This window comes from Paenibacillus sp. P4_A9 (assembly GCF_056402415.1).
The window spans coordinates 21537-42651 of record NZ_JBFUHL010000046.1 but is presented as its reverse complement, the minus strand read 5'-3'; the positions used below and the strand labels follow the sequence as shown (position 1 = coordinate 42651).

19 protein-coding genes, 1 pseudogene and 1 other annotated feature are annotated in these 21115 nt (G+C 44.1%); of the genes and pseudogenes, 2 read left to right on the top strand and 18 right to left on the bottom strand.

Annotated elements, in window-relative coordinates; translation table 11 throughout:
- The 5 genes and pseudogenes from AC1DVJ_RS23105 to AC1DVJ_RS23085 all read right to left on the bottom strand — a co-directional run.
- Positions 1 to 275 (bottom strand): annotated as a pseudogene (locus AC1DVJ_RS23105) (toxic anion resistance protein); the annotation flags it as partial.
- 15 nt (positions 276 to 290) lie between these two features.
- Positions 291 to 953 (bottom strand): hypothetical protein, encoded by a 663-nt coding sequence (locus tag AC1DVJ_RS23100; RefSeq protein WP_477593715.1) that lies wholly within the window; start codon positions 951 to 953, stop codon positions 291 to 293.
- Positions 954 to 1288: 335 nt separating this feature from the next.
- The gene (locus AC1DVJ_RS23095; RefSeq protein WP_477593713.1) at positions 1289 to 1897 is read right to left on the bottom strand and encodes a LysE/ArgO family amino acid transporter; all 609 of its coding nucleotides are present in this window, start codon (positions 1895 to 1897) and stop codon (positions 1289 to 1291) included.
- A 65-nt stretch (positions 1898 to 1962) separates the two neighbouring features.
- Entirely contained in the window at positions 1963 to 2865 is a 903-nt protein-coding gene (locus AC1DVJ_RS23090) for an aminoglycoside phosphotransferase family protein (protein ID WP_477593711.1), read from the bottom strand.
- A 50-nt stretch (positions 2866 to 2915) separates the two neighbouring features.
- Positions 2916 to 3824 carry a DUF3221 domain-containing protein gene (locus AC1DVJ_RS23085; protein ID WP_477593709.1) on the bottom strand — a complete coding sequence of 303 codons (909 nt, stop codon included), beginning with the start codon at positions 3822 to 3824 and terminating at the stop codon, positions 2916 to 2918.
- 155 nt (positions 3825 to 3979) lie between these two features.
- Between AC1DVJ_RS23085 and AC1DVJ_RS23080 the strand changes: the two genes are divergently transcribed.
- Entirely contained in the window at positions 3980 to 4408 is a 429-nt protein-coding gene (locus AC1DVJ_RS23080; protein WP_477593707.1) for a DUF1801 domain-containing protein, read from the top strand.
- A 42-nt stretch (positions 4409 to 4450) separates the two neighbouring features.
- Here AC1DVJ_RS23080 and asd read toward each other — a convergent pair whose 3' ends face one another.
- The 12 genes from asd to AC1DVJ_RS23020 all read right to left on the bottom strand — a co-directional run bounded on the left by asd (position 4451) and on the right by AC1DVJ_RS23020 (position 17683).
- Positions 4451 to 5536, bottom strand: coding sequence for an aspartate-semialdehyde dehydrogenase (gene asd, locus AC1DVJ_RS23075; RefSeq protein ID WP_477593705.1), 1086 nt, complete (start codon positions 5534 to 5536; stop codon positions 4451 to 4453).
- 150 nt (positions 5537 to 5686) lie between these two features.
- Positions 5687 to 5948: a binding site (T-box leader), on the bottom strand.
- Positions 5949 to 6007: 59 nt separating this feature from the next.
- Entirely contained in the window at positions 6008 to 7102 is a 1095-nt protein-coding gene (locus tag AC1DVJ_RS23070; protein WP_477593703.1) for an S-layer homology domain-containing protein, read from the bottom strand.
- 118 nt (positions 7103 to 7220) lie between these two features.
- The gene (locus tag AC1DVJ_RS23065) at positions 7221 to 8501 is read right to left on the bottom strand and encodes an L-cysteine desulfidase family protein (protein WP_477593702.1); all 1281 of its coding nucleotides are present in this window, start codon (positions 8499 to 8501) and stop codon (positions 7221 to 7223) included.
- Positions 8502 to 8589: 88 nt separating this feature from the next.
- On the bottom strand, positions 8590 to 8898 hold the full coding sequence (locus AC1DVJ_RS23060) for a hypothetical protein (RefSeq protein WP_477593701.1): 309 nt from the start codon (positions 8896 to 8898) through the stop codon (positions 8590 to 8592).
- A gap of 31 nt (positions 8899 to 8929) precedes the next feature.
- Positions 8930 to 9460 carry a hypothetical protein gene (locus AC1DVJ_RS23055; RefSeq protein WP_477593699.1) on the bottom strand — a complete coding sequence of 177 codons (531 nt, stop codon included), beginning with the start codon at positions 9458 to 9460 and terminating at the stop codon, positions 8930 to 8932.
- A 211-nt stretch (positions 9461 to 9671) separates the two neighbouring features.
- Positions 9672 to 12194, bottom strand: coding sequence for a winged helix-turn-helix domain-containing protein (locus tag AC1DVJ_RS23050; RefSeq protein WP_477593697.1), 2523 nt, complete (start codon positions 12192 to 12194; stop codon positions 9672 to 9674).
- A 205-nt stretch (positions 12195 to 12399) separates the two neighbouring features.
- On the bottom strand, positions 12400 to 12834 hold the full coding sequence (locus AC1DVJ_RS23045) for a hypothetical protein (protein WP_477593695.1): 435 nt from the start codon (positions 12832 to 12834) through the stop codon (positions 12400 to 12402).
- Between the two features lie 9 nt (positions 12835 to 12843).
- The gene (locus tag AC1DVJ_RS23040) at positions 12844 to 13389 is read right to left on the bottom strand and encodes a VanZ family protein (protein ID WP_477593693.1); all 546 of its coding nucleotides are present in this window, start codon (positions 13387 to 13389) and stop codon (positions 12844 to 12846) included.
- Between the two features lie 37 nt (positions 13390 to 13426).
- Entirely contained in the window at positions 13427 to 14290 is an 864-nt protein-coding gene (locus AC1DVJ_RS23035; RefSeq protein ID WP_477593691.1) for a M15 family metallopeptidase, read from the bottom strand.
- Between the two features lie 94 nt (positions 14291 to 14384).
- Positions 14385 to 15473 carry a sensor histidine kinase gene (locus AC1DVJ_RS23030; RefSeq protein ID WP_477593689.1) on the bottom strand — a complete coding sequence of 363 codons (1089 nt, stop codon included), beginning with the start codon at positions 15471 to 15473 and terminating at the stop codon, positions 14385 to 14387.
- Positions 15466 to 16161: a response regulator transcription factor gene (locus tag AC1DVJ_RS23025; RefSeq protein ID WP_477593687.1), complete on the bottom strand. Its 696-nt coding sequence runs from the start codon at positions 16159 to 16161 to the stop codon at positions 15466 to 15468. Before AC1DVJ_RS23025 ends, AC1DVJ_RS23030 begins: the two co-directional genes overlap by 8 nt.
- 142 nt (positions 16162 to 16303) lie before the next feature.
- On the bottom strand, positions 16304 to 17683 hold the full coding sequence (locus AC1DVJ_RS23020; RefSeq protein ID WP_477593685.1) for an exosporium glycoprotein BclB-related protein: 1380 nt from the start codon (positions 17681 to 17683) through the stop codon (positions 16304 to 16306).
- 207 nt (positions 17684 to 17890) lie between these two features.
- Between AC1DVJ_RS23020 and AC1DVJ_RS23015 the strand changes: the two genes are divergently transcribed.
- Positions 17891 to 18925: a YheC/YheD family endospore coat-associated protein gene (locus AC1DVJ_RS23015; RefSeq protein WP_477593683.1), complete on the top strand. Its 1035-nt coding sequence runs from the start codon at positions 17891 to 17893 to the stop codon at positions 18923 to 18925.
- 50 nt (positions 18926 to 18975) lie between these two features.
- On the opposite strand, the gene nasC is transcribed toward AC1DVJ_RS23015, so the two are convergent.
- Complete coding sequence (gene nasC / locus AC1DVJ_RS23010; protein ID WP_477593681.1) at positions 18976 to 21111, bottom strand: assimilatory nitrate reductase catalytic subunit NasC; 2136 nt, start codon at positions 21109 to 21111, stop codon at positions 18976 to 18978.
- Between the last annotated feature and the right edge of the window lie 4 nt (positions 21112 to 21115).

The window sequence follows — 21115 nt, the reverse complement described above, 5'->3', positions numbered from 1 at the left end:
CTCTTACTCAACGAATCAATTTCGCCGCGCAGCTTTAAAATGTTGTTTTGGACCTCTGAGCGTTTACCAGACATCAATTCATTTACTGGACGTTCTAGCATAGCTAAGGATTGTCCAGCCTGCTCCATGGTTTTGGAGCCCATTCGTCCGATTGAATCCATTAAGGTTTCTAATTCCATTGTATCCGTCGAAGAGACTTTCTCGAGCAGTTGTTTCGCTTCTTGTTCAACTTTCTGCAAATCTGTCGACTTTAATTGCACCAATTGGGTTGTCATGGTTCCATGCCTCCTTTAGTCTGTTGAACGATAGCGCTGTTGGATCAAATCCATGCGTGTTTGTAACTCAATCAAATCTTTTTGTTCAATGGTTTCTACATAATCCGAAAGTTTAGAGTTTATATCTTTGATACCGGTAAGCAAAAGTCGACGATTTAATCGTTTCGCTTCCCCGCCTAACTTCAGAAAGGGGTTAATCGCACTATTTAGGTCCTTGAAGATCAATCGTTGTATGTTATGATTCATATTTGCATCGTTTAGCTCTTTTAGTTGCGGAATTAATCGACCTACMCTGGCAAGTAAGCTAAGTGTCTTTTCGACGATTTCATCATCTAACGTATTCTTCTGCCCCTCTGATATGATCGTTTCTTCGATTACATGTATATACTCAGAAATGGGCTCCCAGAAGGGATCATTTTCCGCTTTGTGTTCTATTTCCCTTGAAAGAGGATTGGTACTAGAAGCCTGAGGCTTATTCGCGTTAGGCTCACTTATAGGAACTGGCATCGTTGTCCCTTTTAAGACACTGGAAGATCGAGTAAGCACGTAAATACTTCCGATCGACAACGTAGTTGGCACTAATAAATTAATGGACTCTGGTAAAAATCCAGCCGTAATGAGACTGACGACATATCCTGCAATCGAGATGCCTGCAGCGACTTTGAATTGCTTTTGCATGATACCTTCACACCCCTGTTCCATCATGTTACCCAATAAAATCATATATGCACTAGCGATTGATGTCAATTTCTCACAGTAAAATAAAAAGCTAGAAAGAGAAAAGTCGGAAATTGTCACTTCCTTTTACCTTAAATCTGAATGCAAAAAACCAGCAAAACGCGTCTGCGTCTACTGGCTGAATGAAACCTGCTCAGAGAAAGCGCTGAAATTACCTTCAGAAAGTCCAGTTATTTTCCTTTTTCAAACAAAATAGACGAAATTAGATGTATTTTTACCAGTTATTGGCGAGAACTAGGGGAATTCGATTCGAGAGAGTCCTTTTTTGGCGTTCTTCACATTAATTGTGACATTAAATAAACCGAAGTCCCCCACATAATGAGCGCAGAAGCCTTATTCAAATATCTTATAAAAGTTCTAGATTTGTCTAATTTGCCAACTTGTCTGCCTACTAACGCAAGCGCCAAAAACCATATCCATGAGACCACGATACACGCGATGGCAAATACTAGCTTTTCTTTTCCTACATAGTGAATAGAGCTTGTTCCAATGACACCGATTGTATCCAAGATCGCATGGGGGTTTAATAATGAAACAGATGCTGCAAAGGCGATCTGCTTCTTCGGCGATAATGCTTTTTCTTCAGAATCCGTTGCGGTTGGTTTACTCTTCCATGTCACTACCCCCATATAAAGGAGGAACAATATACCTAGTAAAAATAGAACGGTTTTAACCATTGGCAGCGTAACTATTATTACAGATATACCCAATATAGCTAAGGAAATGAGTGCCGTATCACAAAGTGATGCTGTAATAACGACTGGCAGAGCCCGACTAAATTTCGGTTGTGTCACACCTTGATTAAATACAAATACATTCTGAACACCTAACGGCAAGATGAGACCTGCTGATAGAAGAATTCCTTGAAGTATGGCCGAAAGCATGATGTTTTCTCCTATCTATGTATCGTTAACTACTACTAAGCTGAATACAATTGATTTGATTCCAATTATACCCCATTCTTGTGGTCACTTAGAACTTCATCGATCGTGCGTCGGGATATGGCGGCGAGCCCAGGGTTCTTGTCGATGTAGTAGGCGTATGCAATCAATCCAAAGGAAAGTGCCCATCCGCATCCACGAGTCCAAGTGGCTTCGTCGACCGTCAGCAATCTACGGAATAACGCTCGGCTTTCAGTGGAGAGGAACGTCCAAGCGACCATGTTGTCGCAGGCAGGATCACCAACGCCTAACGTACCGAAGTCTATCACCGCACTTAGTCGCCCCTGCTCGACTAACAGATTCCCTGGATGAAGGTCTCCGTGGAGCCAAACTCGCCTGCCCTGCCATATGGGTGCCTGCAGTGCCTCGTCCCACACAGTTGTTGCTACATCTGTATCGATAATGTTAGTCAAGTTTGATATGGCTTGACGGACTGACGCATCTCGCTTAGCCAAAGGCTCACCTCTGCCGGAATTATGAGAACCGTGCGCCGGTCCATCCGTGGAATCGATTCGTTGGATGGCGTTAATAAATTGGGCTAGTACAGTTGCTGCTTGGCGCTGGTCGGCGATCGGTGCGATCACTGCGTTCTCGCCTTCAATCCACCGATACACGGACCAGTTCCATGGGTAACCTTCAGCGGGTACCCCCATCGCGAGCGGAAGTGGGATTGACAAGGGTACAAGAGCTGCTAACTTCGGCAGCCATCGTTGCTCCTTCTCCACTTGCCCGATTGCCCAATCGGCACATGGTAATCGTACCGCCATCTCTTCCCCAAGGCGAAAAATCGCATTATCTGTTCCTGCGGAGTCAACCCGCCGGATAGGAAGGTGTGCCCATTGCGGGAATTGTGAAGCAATCAACGCTTGAACGAGTTTTACATTTATATTCATCTCATTAACTTGGCTCATTGAACACTTCCTTCCGCCTATTATGAGTTCCACTTCGTTTACCTAAGTATTTATCCCTCAATGACGACCTTCGTCACGAATTTCTCCACGCCGAACTCATACCCTGCAAACCAAACTTTTATCTGTTTTCCGACTGTGATGTCGGAGAATTGCGCATGTTCGCTTCCCCTCCATACTTGAGTAAACGGTAGTAGTCTATGTTTCACACCATCGACTTCAAGGATGCGTTCCACGTTCACGCCCTCGCCTGTTGTGACTAATCCTGTGACCTTTCCGCGTGCATCACCAATTCCTTTGTCCAGTGCGATGATTTCGAGGCGAAGCCCCGCGGTTTGCCCAGGGTAACTCGATAACATTATTCCCTCACCCCATACTTTGACGGATGATCCAATCTGAACCTCACTCGGGTGTAGCTTCTTCCCTTCAAATTCAATGCGTGCATCGTCAGACATGCTATACCACGCAGCACTTGGCATTTTCTTTTCTTGATCAATGAATTTATCGCTAGAAACGACTAAAAAACTTCCCTTATCATTAATCGCTGTGATTTTACCACTCATGCCGGATTGCTCATCAATCGTATAGACCGATATGTTTAGCGGAAACTGGGCGCCAATCGCCTCATAGATGGCTTGTTTGAGTTTGTCTTTCTCTGCGTCCGACAGCGATTTGGCATGTTCGCCTACGCGGCGCACCTCCAGAAAAGCTTCTTGGTCATTACTATAGGAGGACTGAGGTTTGACTTGATGTTTTTCATAGACTGCATTCAAAGTGGCTAGCTGATTCGCATATTTTTGTAAGTCCTCTTTTGAAACGGACTTCTTCTTTGTAGGCGTCTCTTGCTGCTGAATAGATCCTCCGTTAGGATCCCCTGCATTTCGCTCACCGCAACCAGCTAACAGGGCACCAACAAGAATTGTACATTGAAGTGTTTGAAACCAATATGCCTTATTCCACATGAAATAACCCCTACTTTCTTCCACGCATTCATTCTCAAACCTGTGATATGTATTAGACGATCATTCCCTTATAAAGGTTTCTAATTCAAACACTTCTTTGCTAAAATGAGAAGGTCAAGCCATCACATAGAAAAATCGATAAGGGGTGTTTTCTAATGGCGTACGAAGCCAAAATGAAAGAAACGGATAGCAGCGTCCTTGAGTTCATCGAAAGTGTTGAAAGCCCTAAGAAACGCGATGACGCATATCGATTATTAGATATTTTCACCGAAACGACAGGTTACGAAGCGAAGATGTGGGGTCCTAGCATTATAGGATTTGGTGCTTATCATTACAAATATGAGTCCGGTCATGAGTGCGATGCACCACTAGCTGGTTTTTCCCCGCGAAAAGCTAAAATCAGCTTATACTTTGCAACAGGTGATACGGGACGTGAAGAATTATTGAAGAGCTTTGGAAAACATGAGGCTGCGAAAGCCTGTGTCTATATCAATAAAGTCGCCGATATCGATGTTGAGGTGTTAAAGGCATTAATAAGTCAATCGGTAGARATTATGAAAGAACGTTATCCGAGTCATGCGTGAAATAAAAACAGCAAGCATCTCGGATGCTCGCTGTTTTTTTCCTTACTTCGCTTGAATGTACCCTTCCGCTTTAAGCAACTCGGCGATTAGAACAGCACCACCTGCTGCTCCGCGTAATGTGTTATGCGATAATCCTACAAATTTATAATCAAACATGGAATCCTCACGTAAACGGCCTACCGAAACACCCATACCGCGCTCAATCTCGCGATCAAGCTTTGTTTGTGGTCGATTCTCTTCTTCAAAATAAGTGATGAATTGTTTTGGCGCGCTTGGCAAATTGAGTTCCTGCGGACGTCCTTTGTAATTCAACCAGCGAGATAGAATTTCTTCCTTCGAAGGTTTATGCTCGAAAGAGGCAAAGACAGTAGCCAAATGTCCGTCCGTTACTGGAACGCGGATACATTGCGTTGTAATAAGTGGTGAACTCGCTTTAATGATTTCATTATTTACGATACTTCCCCAAATGCGCAGCGGCTCCTGTTCGCTTTTCTCTTCTTCCCCACCGATGTAAGGAATAACATTATCCAACATGTCCGGCCAATCTGTAAAGTTTTTACCAGCTCCGGAGATCGCTTGATACGTCGAAGCAACCACGTTCGTTGGTTTGAAATCTAATAAGGCATGAAGGGCTGGCACATAGCTTTGGATGGAACAATTCGGTTTCACAGCAATAAATCCAGTTGAGGTACCAAGGCGTTTTCTTTGCGCAGCAATGATATCAATATGCCCAGGATTCACTTCTGGGATAACCATCGGAATGTCAGGCGTCCAGCGATGAGCCGAATTATTGGAAATAACAGGCGTGCCCGTTTTGGCGTAGGCTTCCTCCAACGCTTTAATTTCATCCTTTTTCATATCAACCGCACAAAAAATAAAATCAACCCCAGTGGCAACCTCCTCCACTTTCGATGCATCTTGAACGATGATTTGTTTCACATTTTCAGGAATCGGAGTAGACAATTTCCATCTGCTTTTAACAGATTCTTCATACGTTTTACCAGCTGAGCTGCTGCTTGCTGCAATAGCCGTTACTTCAAACCAAGGATGTTGATCCAACAACTCCACAAATCTCTGGCCAACCATGCCAGTTCCTCCGACGATACCAACTTTTAATTTACCCGACATTATATATTCAAATCCTTTCAAATTAAATGATACTGAAGATAAGCATCTAACTAGTTAATTCAAACTGACTGATTAGGTGTGCCCATGTTGCAGCACGTGCGCAAAGTTACTTACGCCATAACAAAAAAATCCCACCCCCAAGACTAATGTCTCAGGGACGAGATTAATATCCTCGTGGTACCACCCAGTTTCGCCAATATGTCGCCATATCAGCCTCTTCAAGTACGACAAGCCAATGGCAAGCGTATACTTTAGCTCTGTAACAGGAGCTCCTGTCACACCATCCCCAATGAATAGGTTCCGATGTACTGCTCTGAGGCTTTTTTCAATAAAGTTCTCTTTACTCCTTTTCAGCTAACGGAGCTCTCTGTGAAAGATTTCATTTATTTACTCTTCTCTTCAACGCATTTATTATTGCGATTATTTTATCAAATATCCAGAGGTACGTAAACAATTAATTTTGAAAATTTATTATTTCTCCATGACTGCACCCTTTGGATTCGTGATCCATTTAGGTCCTAACCACGTCTCGATCAGATAGCTTTCAGTGAATTTACTGATCAAATGCCCAATAACATGAACTTTCTGCGGCGAAAGTGAAGTGGTAAGCGCCCAATCAGGATGAGGTTTATCCTGTAGTCTAGCTGGTTGTTGAAGCAGCAAATATGTGTCAGTCTTTACTAGGTTTCCGACCTGTTGAAGCTCCAGTTGAATCCATTGATTTCCTAGCCAGGTTTCAATCTGGAACCACCTTCGATCCGTTACTTTATCATAAGTGAACCAGTCCTTTTGAGCCGAAACGATCCGAACATCCTGCGGTGAAATCATACCAATCGGGCCCAGAGATTCATCTGTGGAGCTGTATATGGCTGTGTTGTCGAAAAGGGTAACAACGGATGAAAACGCCGTTTCAGAGGGTGGGTTGAGCTTGGCTGCCTCCTGCTCGAATTTGATCATGACTTTCTCCATAATCGAAATAGCTTCCGCGTTCGTCAGGTTGTCTTTCGGCCGAAAATTAGTTTGCGTTGTGCTGTCCAAGAGGCCATCCCGATACGCAATTTGAATGAGTCCTTTTTGCATATCACTTATATCCTTAAAATCAGTGAAAACTTTACTCGCATCCGCTTGCGTGTTACTCCAGCTACCTGACACAAGACTTGTTGTCAGCAACTTGATTAATCCGCCGACGGCTGTCTCGCGGTTCATGTGTTGGGCATACATCGGAACAAGGTTGTACACATACCCTTTGATCAACTCGTCTTCCTTGCCTTTTGGCAGCTGAACGCCCATCTTGATCATCGTTACCCAGTTTCCAATATCGATTGGTTCATCGTAACGCTCTGGGTTAAGTACATAGAAATAGAATGAATTCCACTCTTCTCTCGTGATTGGTCCTGCGATAGAGCTGCCGTCTTTATACGGCACAATCTTCTGTTTATAAGGCTTTAGCTCAGGTTCAACCCAATGAACAGTTGCCGAATAAGCAAATAAAGGAACTGCTAGGAGCATGATTACCATCAGGATTGTTACTTTTTTGATTGATAGACCTAAACCAACATTCTTCAATGTGATCACTCCAGACGTTATTTTCTACTAAATTAGACGGAGCTACCCACTAAAAGTTTCCATTTTATCTATAAATAAAGGAAAAAGGACTGCCTCGCGGCAGCCCTTCCTTCTTCATCTATAAATCTTTATTCATCATCATTTCGAGGATAAGCTTGTCTATATCGGATGTAGCTTCATTCCCGATCCGACAGAAGTTGTCGATCGTTTTTTCAGCGTCATTTTCGATAAAACCGTTGGTCGAGGATATGGTCATCCCTTTCGAAGCAAGAAGCGCTGATTGTACCGCTGCACTCGTACACGTTGCGACTTTCATGGCACAGCCACCCTTTGCACCGTCACACATCATTCCCGTTACATTGCCGAGCATGTTTTGGATGGCGGCTTTAATCTCCGTGTTCCCTCCACCTAGCAGATAGGTGATGCCGCAGCTTGCACCAGTGCCAGATACCGTAACGCCACATAAGGCAGACAATCGCCCAAATTTGGACTTGATATGAATCGTGACTAAGTGGCTTAATGCCACGGCCCGAATGAGTTGTTCCTCCGTAGCGCCCAGTTTCTCTGCTGCTGCAATAACAGGGTTTGTCGCGGCGATGCCTTGGTTACCACTACCCGAATTTGCCATAACGGGCATACTGGAACCAGCCATGCGTGCATCCGACCCAGCCGCGGCAAGCGCCATGGCATGAGAGATTAAGTCATCTGACAAAATGCCTTTTTGTACATTCTCTTTAATCGTCTTTCCTACTTCGAGACCATACGCATTCGTTAATCCGTCTAATCCAGCTTTACGGTTCAATACAATGCTTTGTTTGACCAACTCTAGTTCAACAAGATCGACAGTATTCACGAATTCCACGATGCCATCGATCGTTAGCTCGCCGCGTTCCTCTTTGGAACTCTTGAAGCTCGCGTTCGCGCAGCCTCCTGATTCAACAACCTTACCATCAACTTCAACAAGCGTGATATTCGTGTGATTATCCGTAATGACAACTTTCGCATAATTTTGCTCTGTTGTAACAACGACCTCAATATATAACTTCCTTGACGTATCAGCTAGATGGACCACAGAAATGCCACGCTCAACCATATCCTGTGCCGCAGTAACATCGTTAGGTTGAATATCTGCAAGCACTTCCAATTGTTTCTCCGCATTTCCACCAATAGCACCTAATGCAGCAACAAAATCGATCCCTGTCAGGTTCGTACCTGGAATCCCAACGGCAAGTGCGTTCTTGATGATACCAGCGCTGGCATGAACGGTTATTTTCTCAATAGGACCATCTACATAGCTTCGTGCTTTCGCAGCAGCTAAGGCTATAGCAACAGGCTCAGTGCAACCGAGAGCGACGACGAGTTCGTTTTTCAATATGTGAATGAATGTATTCGTATTCAAAGATATACCTCCATAAGCTTAGTCAACTACTACTATAACGGAAATGTATGAGGAGAGTATGTTGAAAATATGTGTAAACCTTCCGAAATTACCCTTCTGTTACGTCGGCTCCCAATGCACTTGCAACCTCTAGCATTTTGGGAATGACGACTTCATTTGTACCAGATACGTAAAGATCCCCTTGATAATGCCGGAATGGAATTTTACTATCGCCATAGCTCCACATGAAAAAATCCCCTTCGATGGACATCGTAGTCGCACCAGTCACTGTAAATACAGACGTATAAGTGAAATCAGGTTGTGTTGCGAAATATTGTTTGCACGCTTCCAATGAAATGGTTTGTGCGGCAGGTTCAATTTGTTGAAATGCTCTCGTAATGCGGTAGCGTTGACTCATAGTACGGCCTCCGTGATTATATATTTTCATGCTATGTCAAAAAGCTTTTCAACGCCTCGATGCTCTTATTGGCTCTGAGATTGAGTGATTTTTTATCCTTCAATTTGTAGGACTTTAAATCATGTCCAGGATCCAAAACCAATTGATTTAACATGATATCATCGATGATTAGCTTCGTCGCTTGCAGGGTTTCGTACAACGCATCTCTCGTAATGTCACCCTTCACGGAAGTAAGCATACGGATGATTGATTCCGCAAATAGGAGTTTGACGATGCTATCAGCACTCTTAATATGCCTGGAAGCAAAACTTACGACATTCTTTAGAACGCGTACTTCCTTAAAATCTCGAGCAATCGATTCCAAACTGTTTAGAACTTCCGCATCTCGAATGGAAAGTTCAGCCGAGTAGTGATCAATCATTTCTTGTACCCATTGCATTTCAGTTTCTTTGGAAATCGTAAAAGTCTTATATTCATCGTGTGCACCTTCTCGATACATCTGAAAAGTGCTGCCGAGATAATAGGTAAATAGTTCCTTAGCTCTTTGTTGCTCTGATTCCATGCATGAACCGCCCMGACATTTCATTGCGAATTTTGTGATTTCTCACATTATAGTACCATATTCAAGGCGGGATCAGCCATTCGTTCCGTTTTGAACCCACCATTCCCCCATAAATAGATTAATTTTATGTTGTGACTCGTTTATATCTATACAAAACAAAAACGCCTCCCCCAAAAGGGGGAGACGCCAAGAAAAATTTTTGGACTATCACTCAATCGTGCGTCTGTAACTGTTTCGCACGTTGAACCGCTTGAACACGATTCCTTACGCCAAGCTTGCTGTATACATTTTTAATATGAGACTTTACCGTTTCACCTTTGACATTCAGGAGAAAAGCGATTTCCCTATTTGACAATCCATCGGCGATCAACCGTAATACCCTTGTTTCCTGTCCTGTCAGGTTTTTTTTGTGTGACAGTTCATCTTCCGGAGTAACATTCAAAGCACGTAAAAGCTGCTTGATGTACTCCGCGGAAACCGGCGAATGTAGGCTGTCTTGCCGCACATTTAAACTAACTTCAAGCATCTCCACCATCACAGGGCCTTCGTCAACAAAGCTGCGAATATACCCCTGTGGTTCAGCCAGTTGTAAAGCAATTTCTAACTTTACGAGCGCAGTCTCTGTTTGACCCGAAAGCCAAAGCGTTGCACTTTGCACGATTAATACCCTGACTCTCTCACGGAGACGTTCTTCCCTGTCAACTAAGAGATACAACCGTTCCAATAGATACAGCGCTTCTTCCATTCGTTCGCCCGCCGCAAGCACTCTGGAGAGCACCAGATACTCTGCCAAATCACTCATTACTACTTCATCTTCATCCGTATGTGCCAAACCGCACCCGTTCAACCAATCAAGCGCATCTTGGAGCGCCCCCTGCCGCAGAGACAGATAAGCTTGTTCCGCTTCGACCTTAGCGATAAACAAATCATAATCGGGCGAATCTATTTTGGACTTTACCTGTACTAGCAATTCCGATGCTTGCTTTGCATTTCCTTCGGCTTGCTGAATCCGCGATGCAGCGATGCCGATTTGTACCATAAGCCGTGCAAAGGGCTGGATTTCTTGGCGTCCCCATGACTGAGCGATGTACAACATTGCTTCCTCCAACCGATTCCACTCGTACATCAAATTGATATACATCAAGTACATATAACCGATAAAAGGATAATGCTTCTTATGCTCCCATGCTTTAATCCATTTCAATAGGTATTCTTCCACCGCATTCAGATCCTGGATTAATGTTAATTGGTCATAATTGGAACTATAGCCTTGATATCGGTTCTGCCCCATCATTTGAAAGAAACTTCCCTCTGGCATATATCGTTCTGCAAGCTCCAAGTAATCTGATGATTGCACCAAATCATTTTGTACATAAGAGGCGACCCCGCAATAAAAATAGATATTGCCCATAACCTTGTTCCAATCTTCCTCAGGTATTTTCCCTTGAAGCGCTTCAAACCGGACTTTGGTTTGCCACATTTGCTGAAAAGCAGTTGCCCATTGTCCACCAAGCAACATAACGGATATATAAAACATCTCGAGCATTGGCGTCTCCACAAAGGAGGCTTCCGGTAATACGGATACCCACCTCATCAACGCATCACTCTTCGATTGCATCAAAGCAGGCGGATTTTTCTCGATTAATCTAATGGCATCAGCGAACTGTTTTCCTTCTAAATAGTGCTCCACCGCTTCTTCATAAAATCCATGACTTTCCAGCCAATTGGCCGCACGGATATGCGATTGTATCAATTGATCCGGATCCGTACTCGACCACAGATGCCGCAAGAAATCGGAAAGCAAATGATGATAGCGATACCAATTACGCTCCTCATCGAGAGGAATGATGAACAAATTCAGCTGCTCTAGTCTCACTAATTGCTCTTGAGAGTTCGGTTGACCCGTTACAGCCTGGCACAGCGAACGATTCATTCGGCTTAGTATGGACGTTTCCAATAAAAAAGCACGCATGGACGCTGATTGATGAATGAGTACTTCTTCGAGTAAATAGTCGAATATTTGATTCTGCCTGCCTCTAAATTGATGAATAGATTCCGCTATATGCTTGCTGCCCTTCAGAGAGATCGCCGCAAGCTGCAGACCGCTAATCCATCCCTCTGTCTGCTGAAACAGTTCCGTCACTTGCGCGGTGGTGAGTACTAAATCGGTTTTATCCCGAAAAAAAACGACGCCCTCATCCAGTTGAAAACGCAAATCCTTCTCCAGAATTCGGTGCATTTCCCTCTTCGCCAGAAGTCTAGCAGTAGGTATAGTCAGATCCGTACGACTCGCGATATACAGATGAATATGGCGAGGTAATCGTTCCAGCAGATAGCTTAAGGCATGATGAATATCGGGAAGTTCAATGATATGAAAGTCGTCTAGAATGATAACCAGTTCGGCTGTTACAGCATTCAGCTCATTCAAAATCCCCTTAATCATATGCTCTGCAGACACCAAAGAACCTGCATCAAGAAGTGGCCCAATTGTTTGGCCAAAGCTTGAGATTTTCTCCTGAATGGACGCATTTACGCAACTCCAAAAAGAAATCCAATCATTATCCTGCCGATCCAACGAGACCCACGCAGCTAGTACGCCGCACTGTTTCACCCACTCGCTTAACGCTGTTGTCTTCCCATAACCCGCCTGTGCGGAAACAAGCGTCAGCTTGGTCTCCAGACCCTCATTCAGCTTGTGGATCAACCTCGGACGTGATACCAAAGATTTGCTCACATGGGGGACATAAAGTTTGGTTTTTACAATCACTCAGAATTCCACCCTCATGTACGATATGGCTAATACTAATATATTCGACCATTGACTAAATTCTCCCTTTAACTAAGTTTGAAATTTAATCGCTGCTGTGATGTTAGGCAAGCTAGAAACAATACAAAAAGACTGTCATCAGTAGATGGTTCTACCGAAATGACAGCCACTTCTATACCCTTTTACATGACGTCACATAGAATCCTTTATCATAATGGTGACGGAAGGTTACTTGGAAGCTATCCGCCTTTTTCACCATCTCATTGTTTATTATTTGGTGAACTCTCACTATCACATCTAATTCAACAAAACCAGCTTCGATTTCTCGCATACTTTTGACATGAAACGGGTCCAAACGATATAAGTGTTCCTTGCCTGGATATAAAAACTTATGATCCTGGAGTGCAAGAAGTATTCTTCTTTGCAACTCAGTCGTCAACAAGCGCTCCAATTGTCCTTCACGCGTTTGCGGAAAATCCCAAAAAGCAATCCATTCGATTGCATCCATCGACTTTGTTTCTTCGATCGGTTGTGCGCTAACTAACTGACTGGATGCAAGCACTATGACACCGGACAGAAGTAAACTCCATTCCCATTTTCCTCGCATTTCATCACCTTAGGATATTTTTCCCTCATCTGAAAATTTCATGTATGGAGACTCGATCATACTTAGCATCCTAGCTCCGATCTTAATGGAGAGTCTATACACACAATACCCAAGTATGCCCCCAAAACCATTTAAAATGAGATCATCCACATCAAAGCTACCCATGCTAAGAACAACTTGTAAACCTTCCAAACTTAAGCTTAAACCCAACGAGCGCGTGAGCACACCGAAAACTGTCATTCGCTTCTGTCTCGACATCAGCACTAAGAAAATGCCATACGGCATGAATACTGCGATATTCCCAAACAAATTAACGATATCATGATGGGATAGGCTTTGAATATTGTTAGATATGGATACGAAAGGCTTGAAATTGGCAAATCCCAGCCGATTTGTGATATGAACAGGATTCTCTACATTTCGTTGAAGCTGATGCCATATTGAAGGTAGGTCAATAGAACTGAACTTAAATAGAATGATTTTGAACACAACGTATATATAAAAGGCGAATAAAGCCGACAGCATCATCTCATTCCATACTTTCATTTGTTTCATATCGTAAGCTCACTCTCCTCGAATTCTTGTTTGCACTTCATGGAAGCACAGTTACTATAATGCCATCCATATTATTACCTGATAGGTGATAGGAACGATCGCTAGGCACATGAATGGTCGTATTCTGGGAAATTGTATAATACGAAATCTCGTAAATCTTCCCTTTAATCTGCGTTGAGATGTTCTTCTGTTCTTTCAAATATTCTAAATATTGTTCCAACGATAAATTCTTCTGCTGCATAATCACACTGTGAGGTATACCAACATAGCGAAAATGCCAGGGTTCATATTGGATGCCCGTGATGGCCGTTTTGTCCTTGGGATAACGTAATATAAACCCGTATGCCGCGGCATTTCTCTCCAACCAATCCCCTTCAGGTGTGTGATTCATATCACCTTGCGTAGAGCCAATATCAAGCGCCAAGCCTAAGTTATGCTCACTATGTCCTGCTGGCAAAGCATAATTAGCGCCCATTTCTTTATACAATTGACTCTGTTCTTTGTTGTCTCGATAGCCACTGTTAATCATAAAATGACGAACCCCATCTTGCTCAGCTGCACTGACCATGGTCGCAAATGATTGAACCACACTTTGTGATAACCGAATGGTGTTATCTAACAATCCAAATCCTTGGATAAGCTCTTTATGTTGAGTAAGATTAAGCACATCCGTCTGCATGCCCGCTTGATGAACCGGATACTCCTGATTAATTAACACAAGATTTCCTTTGTAAATCTGATCTTTGGTCACTTTTATCGCAAGTTCCTTTCCAGGGGAAGTCACTACATAACTGTCATCTACACGCGATCGGTCATCTCTATTATCTGGCGCTGAATGTTGCTGTATCGCTTCATAGCTTAGCAGTACTACTATGACAATCCAAAAAACCCACTTCTTCATCTTCAATTTCCCTCCTAAACCTTGCATGCGTTTAGAATAAAGAAAACTGTTTAAATTAGAAGTGGGACAAATATAAAATTTTTCTTAAACTTCATCAATCCAGGGGTAATCTCACTTCAAAAAGCGTGCGAATCACATTACTTTGGACCGTAATGGTCCCCTTATGCTGCTCCACAATATTCTTCGCGATGAATAGGCCGAGTCCCGTACTCCCGTCCTGATACGTTCGGGCTTGATCACCTGTATAAAACATTTCAAAGAGATGAGGAAGTTCATCCGGAGGTATACAATTGCCATAGTTAATGACTTGAACAACCGCTTCTTCCCCATCTCGATGTCCGATAATATCAACAAACTGACCATCTTTCCCATATCGATTGGCATTCGTCAATAGATTTTCAAATACACGCGCTAACAGCTCCCCGTCAGCCGAAATTTCCAATTGCGGAGCAACCTGTAATCTAGTAATCAAGTTACTTTTTTCAAAAACGGGGTACAATTCCTCATTTAGTTGAATGAGCAGCTCACTTAAATCAATTTGCTTCTTTTCAATGGTCAACATGCCAGATTTCATTCGTGTAATTTCAAATAGCTCATCAATGAGCTTCTCTAAGCGTTGCGATTTGTTAAAAGCAATCGTTGTATAATGGATCATTTGCTCCCGCGATAACTGATCATCCTGAAGAATTAAATCTAAATAACCAATCACAGAGGTAAGCGGCGTGCGCAAATCGTGTGCTAAGTTCAAAACGAGCTGATCCTTACTGCTTTCTGCAAAATCCCCACGTTTTACCGCTTGCTGCAGTTTCTCACTTGCCATATTGATATCATCCGCAATATCCTTGAACTCGTCATCCGAAGCAATGTGAATACGACTATGAAAGTCACCGCCAGCAAGTCGATGAATCCCCATCGATATCTCATTAAAATAAGTGGCATAGCGCTTAGTTAGGAAAAAGAAACACAAAATGGAAAGTGGGATAAACACGATCAAGAAAAAGTTTAAATCACCAATCGTGTTAATAAAGTGACGCAATCTAGCTACAGGATCTTCCCTTCGAACGCCAGCGTAATAAAGCTTCAGCACTCTATACAGAATAAAGGTAAAAGTACCGGACAACAGCATGCTGAGTCCTAATAAACCGATCATTTTGGATCGAAAGCTGCGTAATAGATTAGCCATTGAATGTATATCCCACACCCCATACGGTTTTGATTAGTTTATGTTTGTTGGTATCTTCACCAAGTTTTTTGCGCAGCGTACGAATGTGCACCATGACCGTGTTCCCACTTTCATAATAAGCTTCTCCCCACACGTGCCCAAAAATATGCTCCGCACTAAACACTTTCTTCGGGTGACTCGCTAAAAGATGTAGAATATCAAATTCTTTCGGGGTAAGTTCAACTTTCTCACCATATAGAAGAACTGACCTTTGATCAGCATCAATGGTCACGCCGCCAGCTTCCAACACAGGACTGCTTACTGCTGTAGGTTGGATCAATTGCATGGAGCGCCGCAGCTGCGCATTCACCCGAGCAACCAATTCCATAGGGTTGAAAGGCTTGGTCATATAATCCACAGCACCCATGACCAAACCCGTTATTTTATCCAAGTCAGAGGATTTCGCACTCAAAAAAATAATCGGCAATGAATAGCGCTCTCGTATTTGCCGGGTTACTTCGTACCCATCCATCTTAGGCATCATGATGTCTAAAATCGCCAAATCAATAGCGTGAGATTCAATGGCTTGAATAGCCTCTTTCCCATCCGATACTTTAATAAGATGATAGCCTTCTTTTTCTAAATGCAACGCAACCAAATCAGCGATCTCCGCCTCATCATCTGCGATTAAAATCGTCGTTCGCTTCATTTCGATCCCACCCCTAAAATAACTTGTCCTATTCTTGTAAAAGTAAGTTTATTCCTATTATAACCGATCCTGAAAAAAACAGCTCTGCCATTGGCAAAGCTGTTATTATTTGTTGCATAGAAACAACATAGAAGTTAAGTTCTTAAGGAGAAGGAGTATACGATAGACTGGCGCTAAACGAGAGTTGGGTAATATTAGCTGCTGAGGGATCAGACGCTACACGCGTCCTTATACGAATACCAATACGATCACCCGCTGTGACATTTAATGGTAAGACATTTAAATTGGTTGCTGTATAGAAAGTACCGGCAATAACCGTATTACCAGGACCTCCAAAAGTAAGCGAGCTAGTTAGTAGTGGTACAGCTGTCACGTAAGATGAAGAAGGATGACTAATCCCATTATTAGGAAATGAAGGTGCTTTGAAAACTGTAAAATCATATACAAGAGGTGTCACATTTATTGAAGTCACTGAAGCAACCAATAAATCTGCGCTTATTTGTAAATTTTGAACGGTTCCATTAAAGGGAATTGGGAAAGCAAAACCACCTGCTTCTGGTGGGCTAGTTGATTCTCCAGAAGCATCAATAACTTCAACCGTGTGACTACCAAAACCCATTAAAATTGGATCAGCTGATACTACTGTAGCACCACTGAGGATGATACCCGTTGAAAACGGAATTAATCCTCCCGCACCCGGTGCTCCTGTTGCGCCCGGTGCTCCTGTTGCTCCTGCTGCGCCCGGTGCTCCTGTTGCTCCTGCTGCGCCCGGTGCTCCTGTTGCTCCTGCTGCGCCCGGTGCTCCTGTTGCTCCTGCTGCGCCCGGTGCTCCTGTTGCTCCTGCTGCTCCCGGTGCTCCTGTTGCTCCTGCTGCTCCCGGTGCTCCTGTTGCTCCTGCTGCGCCCGGTGCTCCTGTTGCTCCTGCTGCTCCCGGTGCTCCTGTTGCTCCTGCTGCTCCCGGTGCTCCTGTTGCTCCTGCTGCTCCCGGTGCTCCTGCTGCTCCTGGTGCTCCTGTTGCTCCTGCTGCTCCCGGTGCTCCTGTTGCTCCTGCTGCTCCCGGTGCTCCTGTTGCTCCTGCTGCTCCCGGTGCTCCTGTTGCTCCTGCTGCTCCCGGTGCTCCTGTTGCTCCTGCTGCTCCCGGTGCTCCTGTTGCTCCTGCTGCTCCCGCTGTTCCCGTAGGCCCCGCAGGCCCCATAGGTCCCATAGGTCCCATTGATCCCCCTGTTCCCGCAGGCCCCATAGGTCCCATAGGTCCCACTGATCCCGCTGTTCCTGTTGGTCCCACAGGTCCCATAGGCCCCATTGATCCCGCTGTTCCCGTAGGTCCCGTCGATCCTGCTGGTCCTTCTGGTCCTTTGTGACCTCTCGGTCCTTCTGGCCCCGTAGCTCCCTTTGCTCCTGCTGCTCCCGTAGCTCCTGCTGGCCCTGTTGCTCCTGCTGCCCCTGGTGTTCCCGCAGCTCCTTGGGGACCTCGTGGTCCTTCTGGACCTGGAGGTCCTGGGGGGCAATTACATTTCCCCATACTAATCTCAACTCCCTATTTTCAAAGTTATTTCATCATATTAAAAGCCTAAATAGATAGACACAGTACATGCCTACCAAATCAATAAAAATGGAAAATAAAGATAATTATTCAAAAGAAATTGCTTTTTTATGTGATTGTCCCATACCAAAATGACAATGCTTGCATTAGTTACTAAAGAGGGTTCGATGGCTAGGAGTGATTAGAATGGACAAGCGCCCATTAATAGGAATTATGGTTACTACAAGAAATAGTAGAAAGAGAATTTTGTATCTTTGTCAACGATTTAAAAATTTAAACCTGAGACTTTACGCTTTCACTCCTGCGGATATACGTTGGAAAAAGCGACGTATTATTGGACTTAGCCTGAAAAATGGTAAATGGACACAAAGTTTGTACCCCTTTCCACTTGTCGTCTATAACCGTTGTTACAACAAAGAATCCATAACAATTCAACATCTAGAGAAAATAATAGGGAACAATAAGTGTTTCAATAGGATCAATCATTTCAATAAATGGGATCTCTATAACCAGCTACAACAATCGAGTCTTTCGCAATATGTTCCCAACACATTTCAATATAATGAAGTGAAGATATCAGAAGAATTAGATAAAAACAATCTTCTCTTCATAAAGCCGATTTATGGATCTAAAGGCGCATCTGTCTATCGAATTGAACGTCTGGATAATGAAGATATTCATATTTCCTTACACAGCTTAGCGCCAAGAGTTATTTGCAGGAAAAATGAAAGCATTCAAGAAAAGTTAGATAAACTTCTCGGACGAAAGAAATATTTGCTCCAACAAGGGATTCAAATGAGTCAACTCGATCGTCAATATTTTGACATCCGGGTCCTTGTTCAAAAGGGGAATGTTGGTCAATGGATGATTTCCAACGTCACTTGTAGAGTGGCATACGAGCGTTACTTTAACACTAGTATGTGTGAACGCGTTTATGATGCAGCAGAAATTCTCACTCGACTATATCCGCTTGAAAAAACAAATGAAATCCTACATTCTCTGAATGAAGTAAGTGTTATTGCCGCACATGAAGCAGAAACACTTATGGGTACCTTGGGAGAACTGAGTGTGGACTTTGTGTTGGACAAACAAAGTAAGCTATGGATTGTGGAGCTTAACGGAAAGCCCCAAAAAAATATTTACGGGGATCTTAAGGATTTTAAACATAAGGATCTGTATCGAAGACCAATGGAATATGCTTATCATCTTACGCAATCATGAAAAAACCGAACTCATCGCAGCAAGTGCTCGACGAGTTCGGTTTAATCATTTTAAGCATATTCTGATACTAAAGGACTTACCTGCACCGCGCATACCTTAAAACCAGGCATTTTACAGGTTGGGTCGAGCGCGTCATTCGTCAATTTGTTGACGTTTTGCGTATCCCCCCAATGCATGGGCACGAATACCGTGTCTTCGCGAATCGCGTCGCTGAAACGACAACGCACATAAATTTCGCCGCGCTTGGAAGACAGCTTTACCAGTGTGCCATCTTCGATATGGTACTTTTTCGCCGCTTTTGGATGAATCTCTATGAAGGATTCAACGTCTCGTGCGGCTAAAGAATGACTTTTGCGAGTTTGTACACCCGTCAGATAATGCGTGAGCACACGGCCTGTGGTTAAATACAGCGGGAAATCTTCGCTGACCAATTCCTTTGGCAAATGATTCTCCACGGTTGTGAGAAGCGCTCTTCCCGCAGGAAGTGGAAATGAGGATTCGAATAAGCGCTTCGCACCTGGATGCGACTCTTCCGGACAAGGCCAATAGACGCCTTCTTCCTTTCGCAATCGATCATACGTAATGCCATAGTAATCTGCCGTCCCGCCACGACTTGCAAGGCGGAGTTCGTTAAAGATGTCTTCGACATCCGCAAATTGAAAGAATTGTTCTCTGCCGAGCTTCTCAGCTAGCTCACAAAGAACCTGCCAATCGTGCTTAGCTTCACCAGGCGCAGGACGACCAGCTTCTCTCAGAAGGACGCGTCCTTCTAGGTTAGTTAACGTACCGCCATTCTCTAGGTAGGCCGTCACTGGTAAAAGCAGATCAGCTAGCTGTGCTGTTTCGGAAACGAGGAAGTCAGCGACGACGAGGAAATTGAGTTTCTTCAACCCTTCTTCCACGAAGTTCGCGTTCGGGTTCGAAACGAGCGGATTAGAGCCCATAACGAATAAGGCTCGTATTTCCTGCTCGTGAACCTTCTCCATCATTTCATAGGCAGAGACACCCTTGCCTGGGAGCTCACTGGGATCGATTCCCCAGACATTCGCCACGTAAGCGCGATCCTCAGGATTTTCAATGAGGCGATAGCCGGGAAGCTGATCTGCTTTTTGACCATGCTCCCTTCCGCCCTGACCGTTCCCTTGACCTGTAACAGCCCCATAGCCGCAGCCAGGTTTACCGATTTTACCAGTGAGGAGTACAAGATTCAGGAAGTTTCGAACCGCCATATGACCATCCGTTTGCTGCTCCACACCTCTTGCGGTGAATACCATGCCCGTATTCGCTTGGCCATAACTTAGCGCTGCTTTACGAATCAGCTGGGCTGGCACCCCTGTTAATTGGGCGATATCACCCATATCAAGCGAATCTAAATGTGACTTCAATTCAGCAAATCCCGTTGTGCGTTCAGCAACGAAAGATTCATCAATCAATCCATCCTCAAGCAGAACCTTGAGCATCCCATTTGCCAATGTCGCATCCATGCCAGGCTTCACGCGCAAATGAATATCCGCGATACGCGTTGTACCAGTTTCCCGCGGGTCGATGACAATGATGACAGCACCCTTCTCTTTCGCTCTTGTAAAATAAGGCATGAGCGTCGGTTGGCACTCCGCTATATTCGTTCCCGCCAGCAGGATACAATCGGCTAATTCAATGTCTGATAATTGGTTCGTTAACCCACGGTCGATCCCGAATACTTTAACACCTGCAGATGCGGCCGCCGACATACAAAATCGCCCGTTATAATCAATAAACTTCGTTTGCAGCGCTACTCGAGCGAACTTACCTAGTAAATAGGCAGATTCGTTCGTTAGTGAGCCGCCGCCATACAGACCCACTGTGTGATTGCCATAGGCCTCGCGGAGCGTATTGAACTTATTTACGATAAGTTCATAAGCTTCTTCCCACGAAATACGCTCGAACTGACCATTTCTCTTCACCATCGGATGAAGTAGACGTTCGCCCGTAAGTACATGCTGATAGGCGTTCATCCCCTTGATACAGAGGCGCCCTTCTGACGCCATATTCGGCTTTGGAACAACGGAATATACAGGCCGTCCGTCAGAAGTGTTGCGATCTTCAATCACTTGCATTTTACACTGCACACTGCAAAAAGGGCATTGCGTATCTATCACATGTAAAGTACCAGTTAATGCTTGTTCTTGCTGGGCGAATGGACTCATATGC

Excerpts from the sequence above, each read along its gene's own strand:
- AC1DVJ_RS23095 (WP_477593713.1), bottom strand. The coding sequence starts at position 1,897 with ATGCTTTCGGCCATACTTCAAGGAATTCTTCTATCAGCAGGTCTCATC.
- AC1DVJ_RS23090 (WP_477593711.1), bottom strand. The coding sequence starts at position 2,865 with ATGAGCCAAGTTAATGAGATGAATATAAATGTAAAACTCGTTCAAGCG.
- AC1DVJ_RS23085 (WP_477593709.1), bottom strand. The coding sequence starts at position 3,824 with ATGTGGAATAAGGCATATTGGTTTCAAACACTTCAATGTACAATTCTT.
- asd (WP_477593705.1), bottom strand. The coding sequence starts at position 5,536 with ATGTCGGGTAAATTAAAAGTTGGTATCGTCGGAGGAACTGGCATGGTT.
- AC1DVJ_RS23060 (WP_477593701.1), bottom strand. The coding sequence starts at position 8,898 with ATGAGTCAACGCTACCGCATTACGAGAGCATTTCAACAAATTGAACCT.
- AC1DVJ_RS23055 (WP_477593699.1), bottom strand. The coding sequence starts at position 9,460 with ATGGAATCAGAGCAACAAAGAGCTAAGGAACTATTTACCTATTATCTC.
- AC1DVJ_RS23045 (WP_477593695.1), bottom strand. The coding sequence starts at position 12,834 with ATGCGAGGAAAATGGGAATGGAGTTTACTTCTGTCCGGTGTCATAGTG.
- AC1DVJ_RS23040 (WP_477593693.1), bottom strand. The coding sequence starts at position 13,389 with ATGAAACAAATGAAAGTATGGAATGAGATGATGCTGTCGGCTTTATTC.
- AC1DVJ_RS23035 (WP_477593691.1), bottom strand. The coding sequence starts at position 14,290 with ATGAAGAAGTGGGTTTTTTGGATTGTCATAGTAGTACTGCTAAGCTAT.
- AC1DVJ_RS23030 (WP_477593689.1), bottom strand. The coding sequence starts at position 15,473 with ATGGCTAATCTATTACGCAGCTTTCGATCCAAAATGATCGGTTTATTA.
- AC1DVJ_RS23025 (WP_477593687.1), bottom strand. The coding sequence starts at position 16,161 with ATGAAGCGAACGACGATTTTAATCGCAGATGATGAGGCGGAGATCGCT.
- AC1DVJ_RS23020 (WP_477593685.1), bottom strand. The coding sequence starts at position 17,683 with ATGGGGAAATGTAATTGCCCCCCAGGACCTCCAGGTCCAGAAGGACCA.
- AC1DVJ_RS23015 (WP_477593683.1), top strand. The coding sequence starts at position 17,891 with ATGGACAAGCGCCCATTAATAGGAATTATGGTTACTACAAGAAATAGT.
- nasC (WP_477593681.1), bottom strand. The coding sequence starts at position 21,111 with ATGAGTCCATTCGCCCAGCAAGAACAAGCATTAACTGGTACTTTACAT.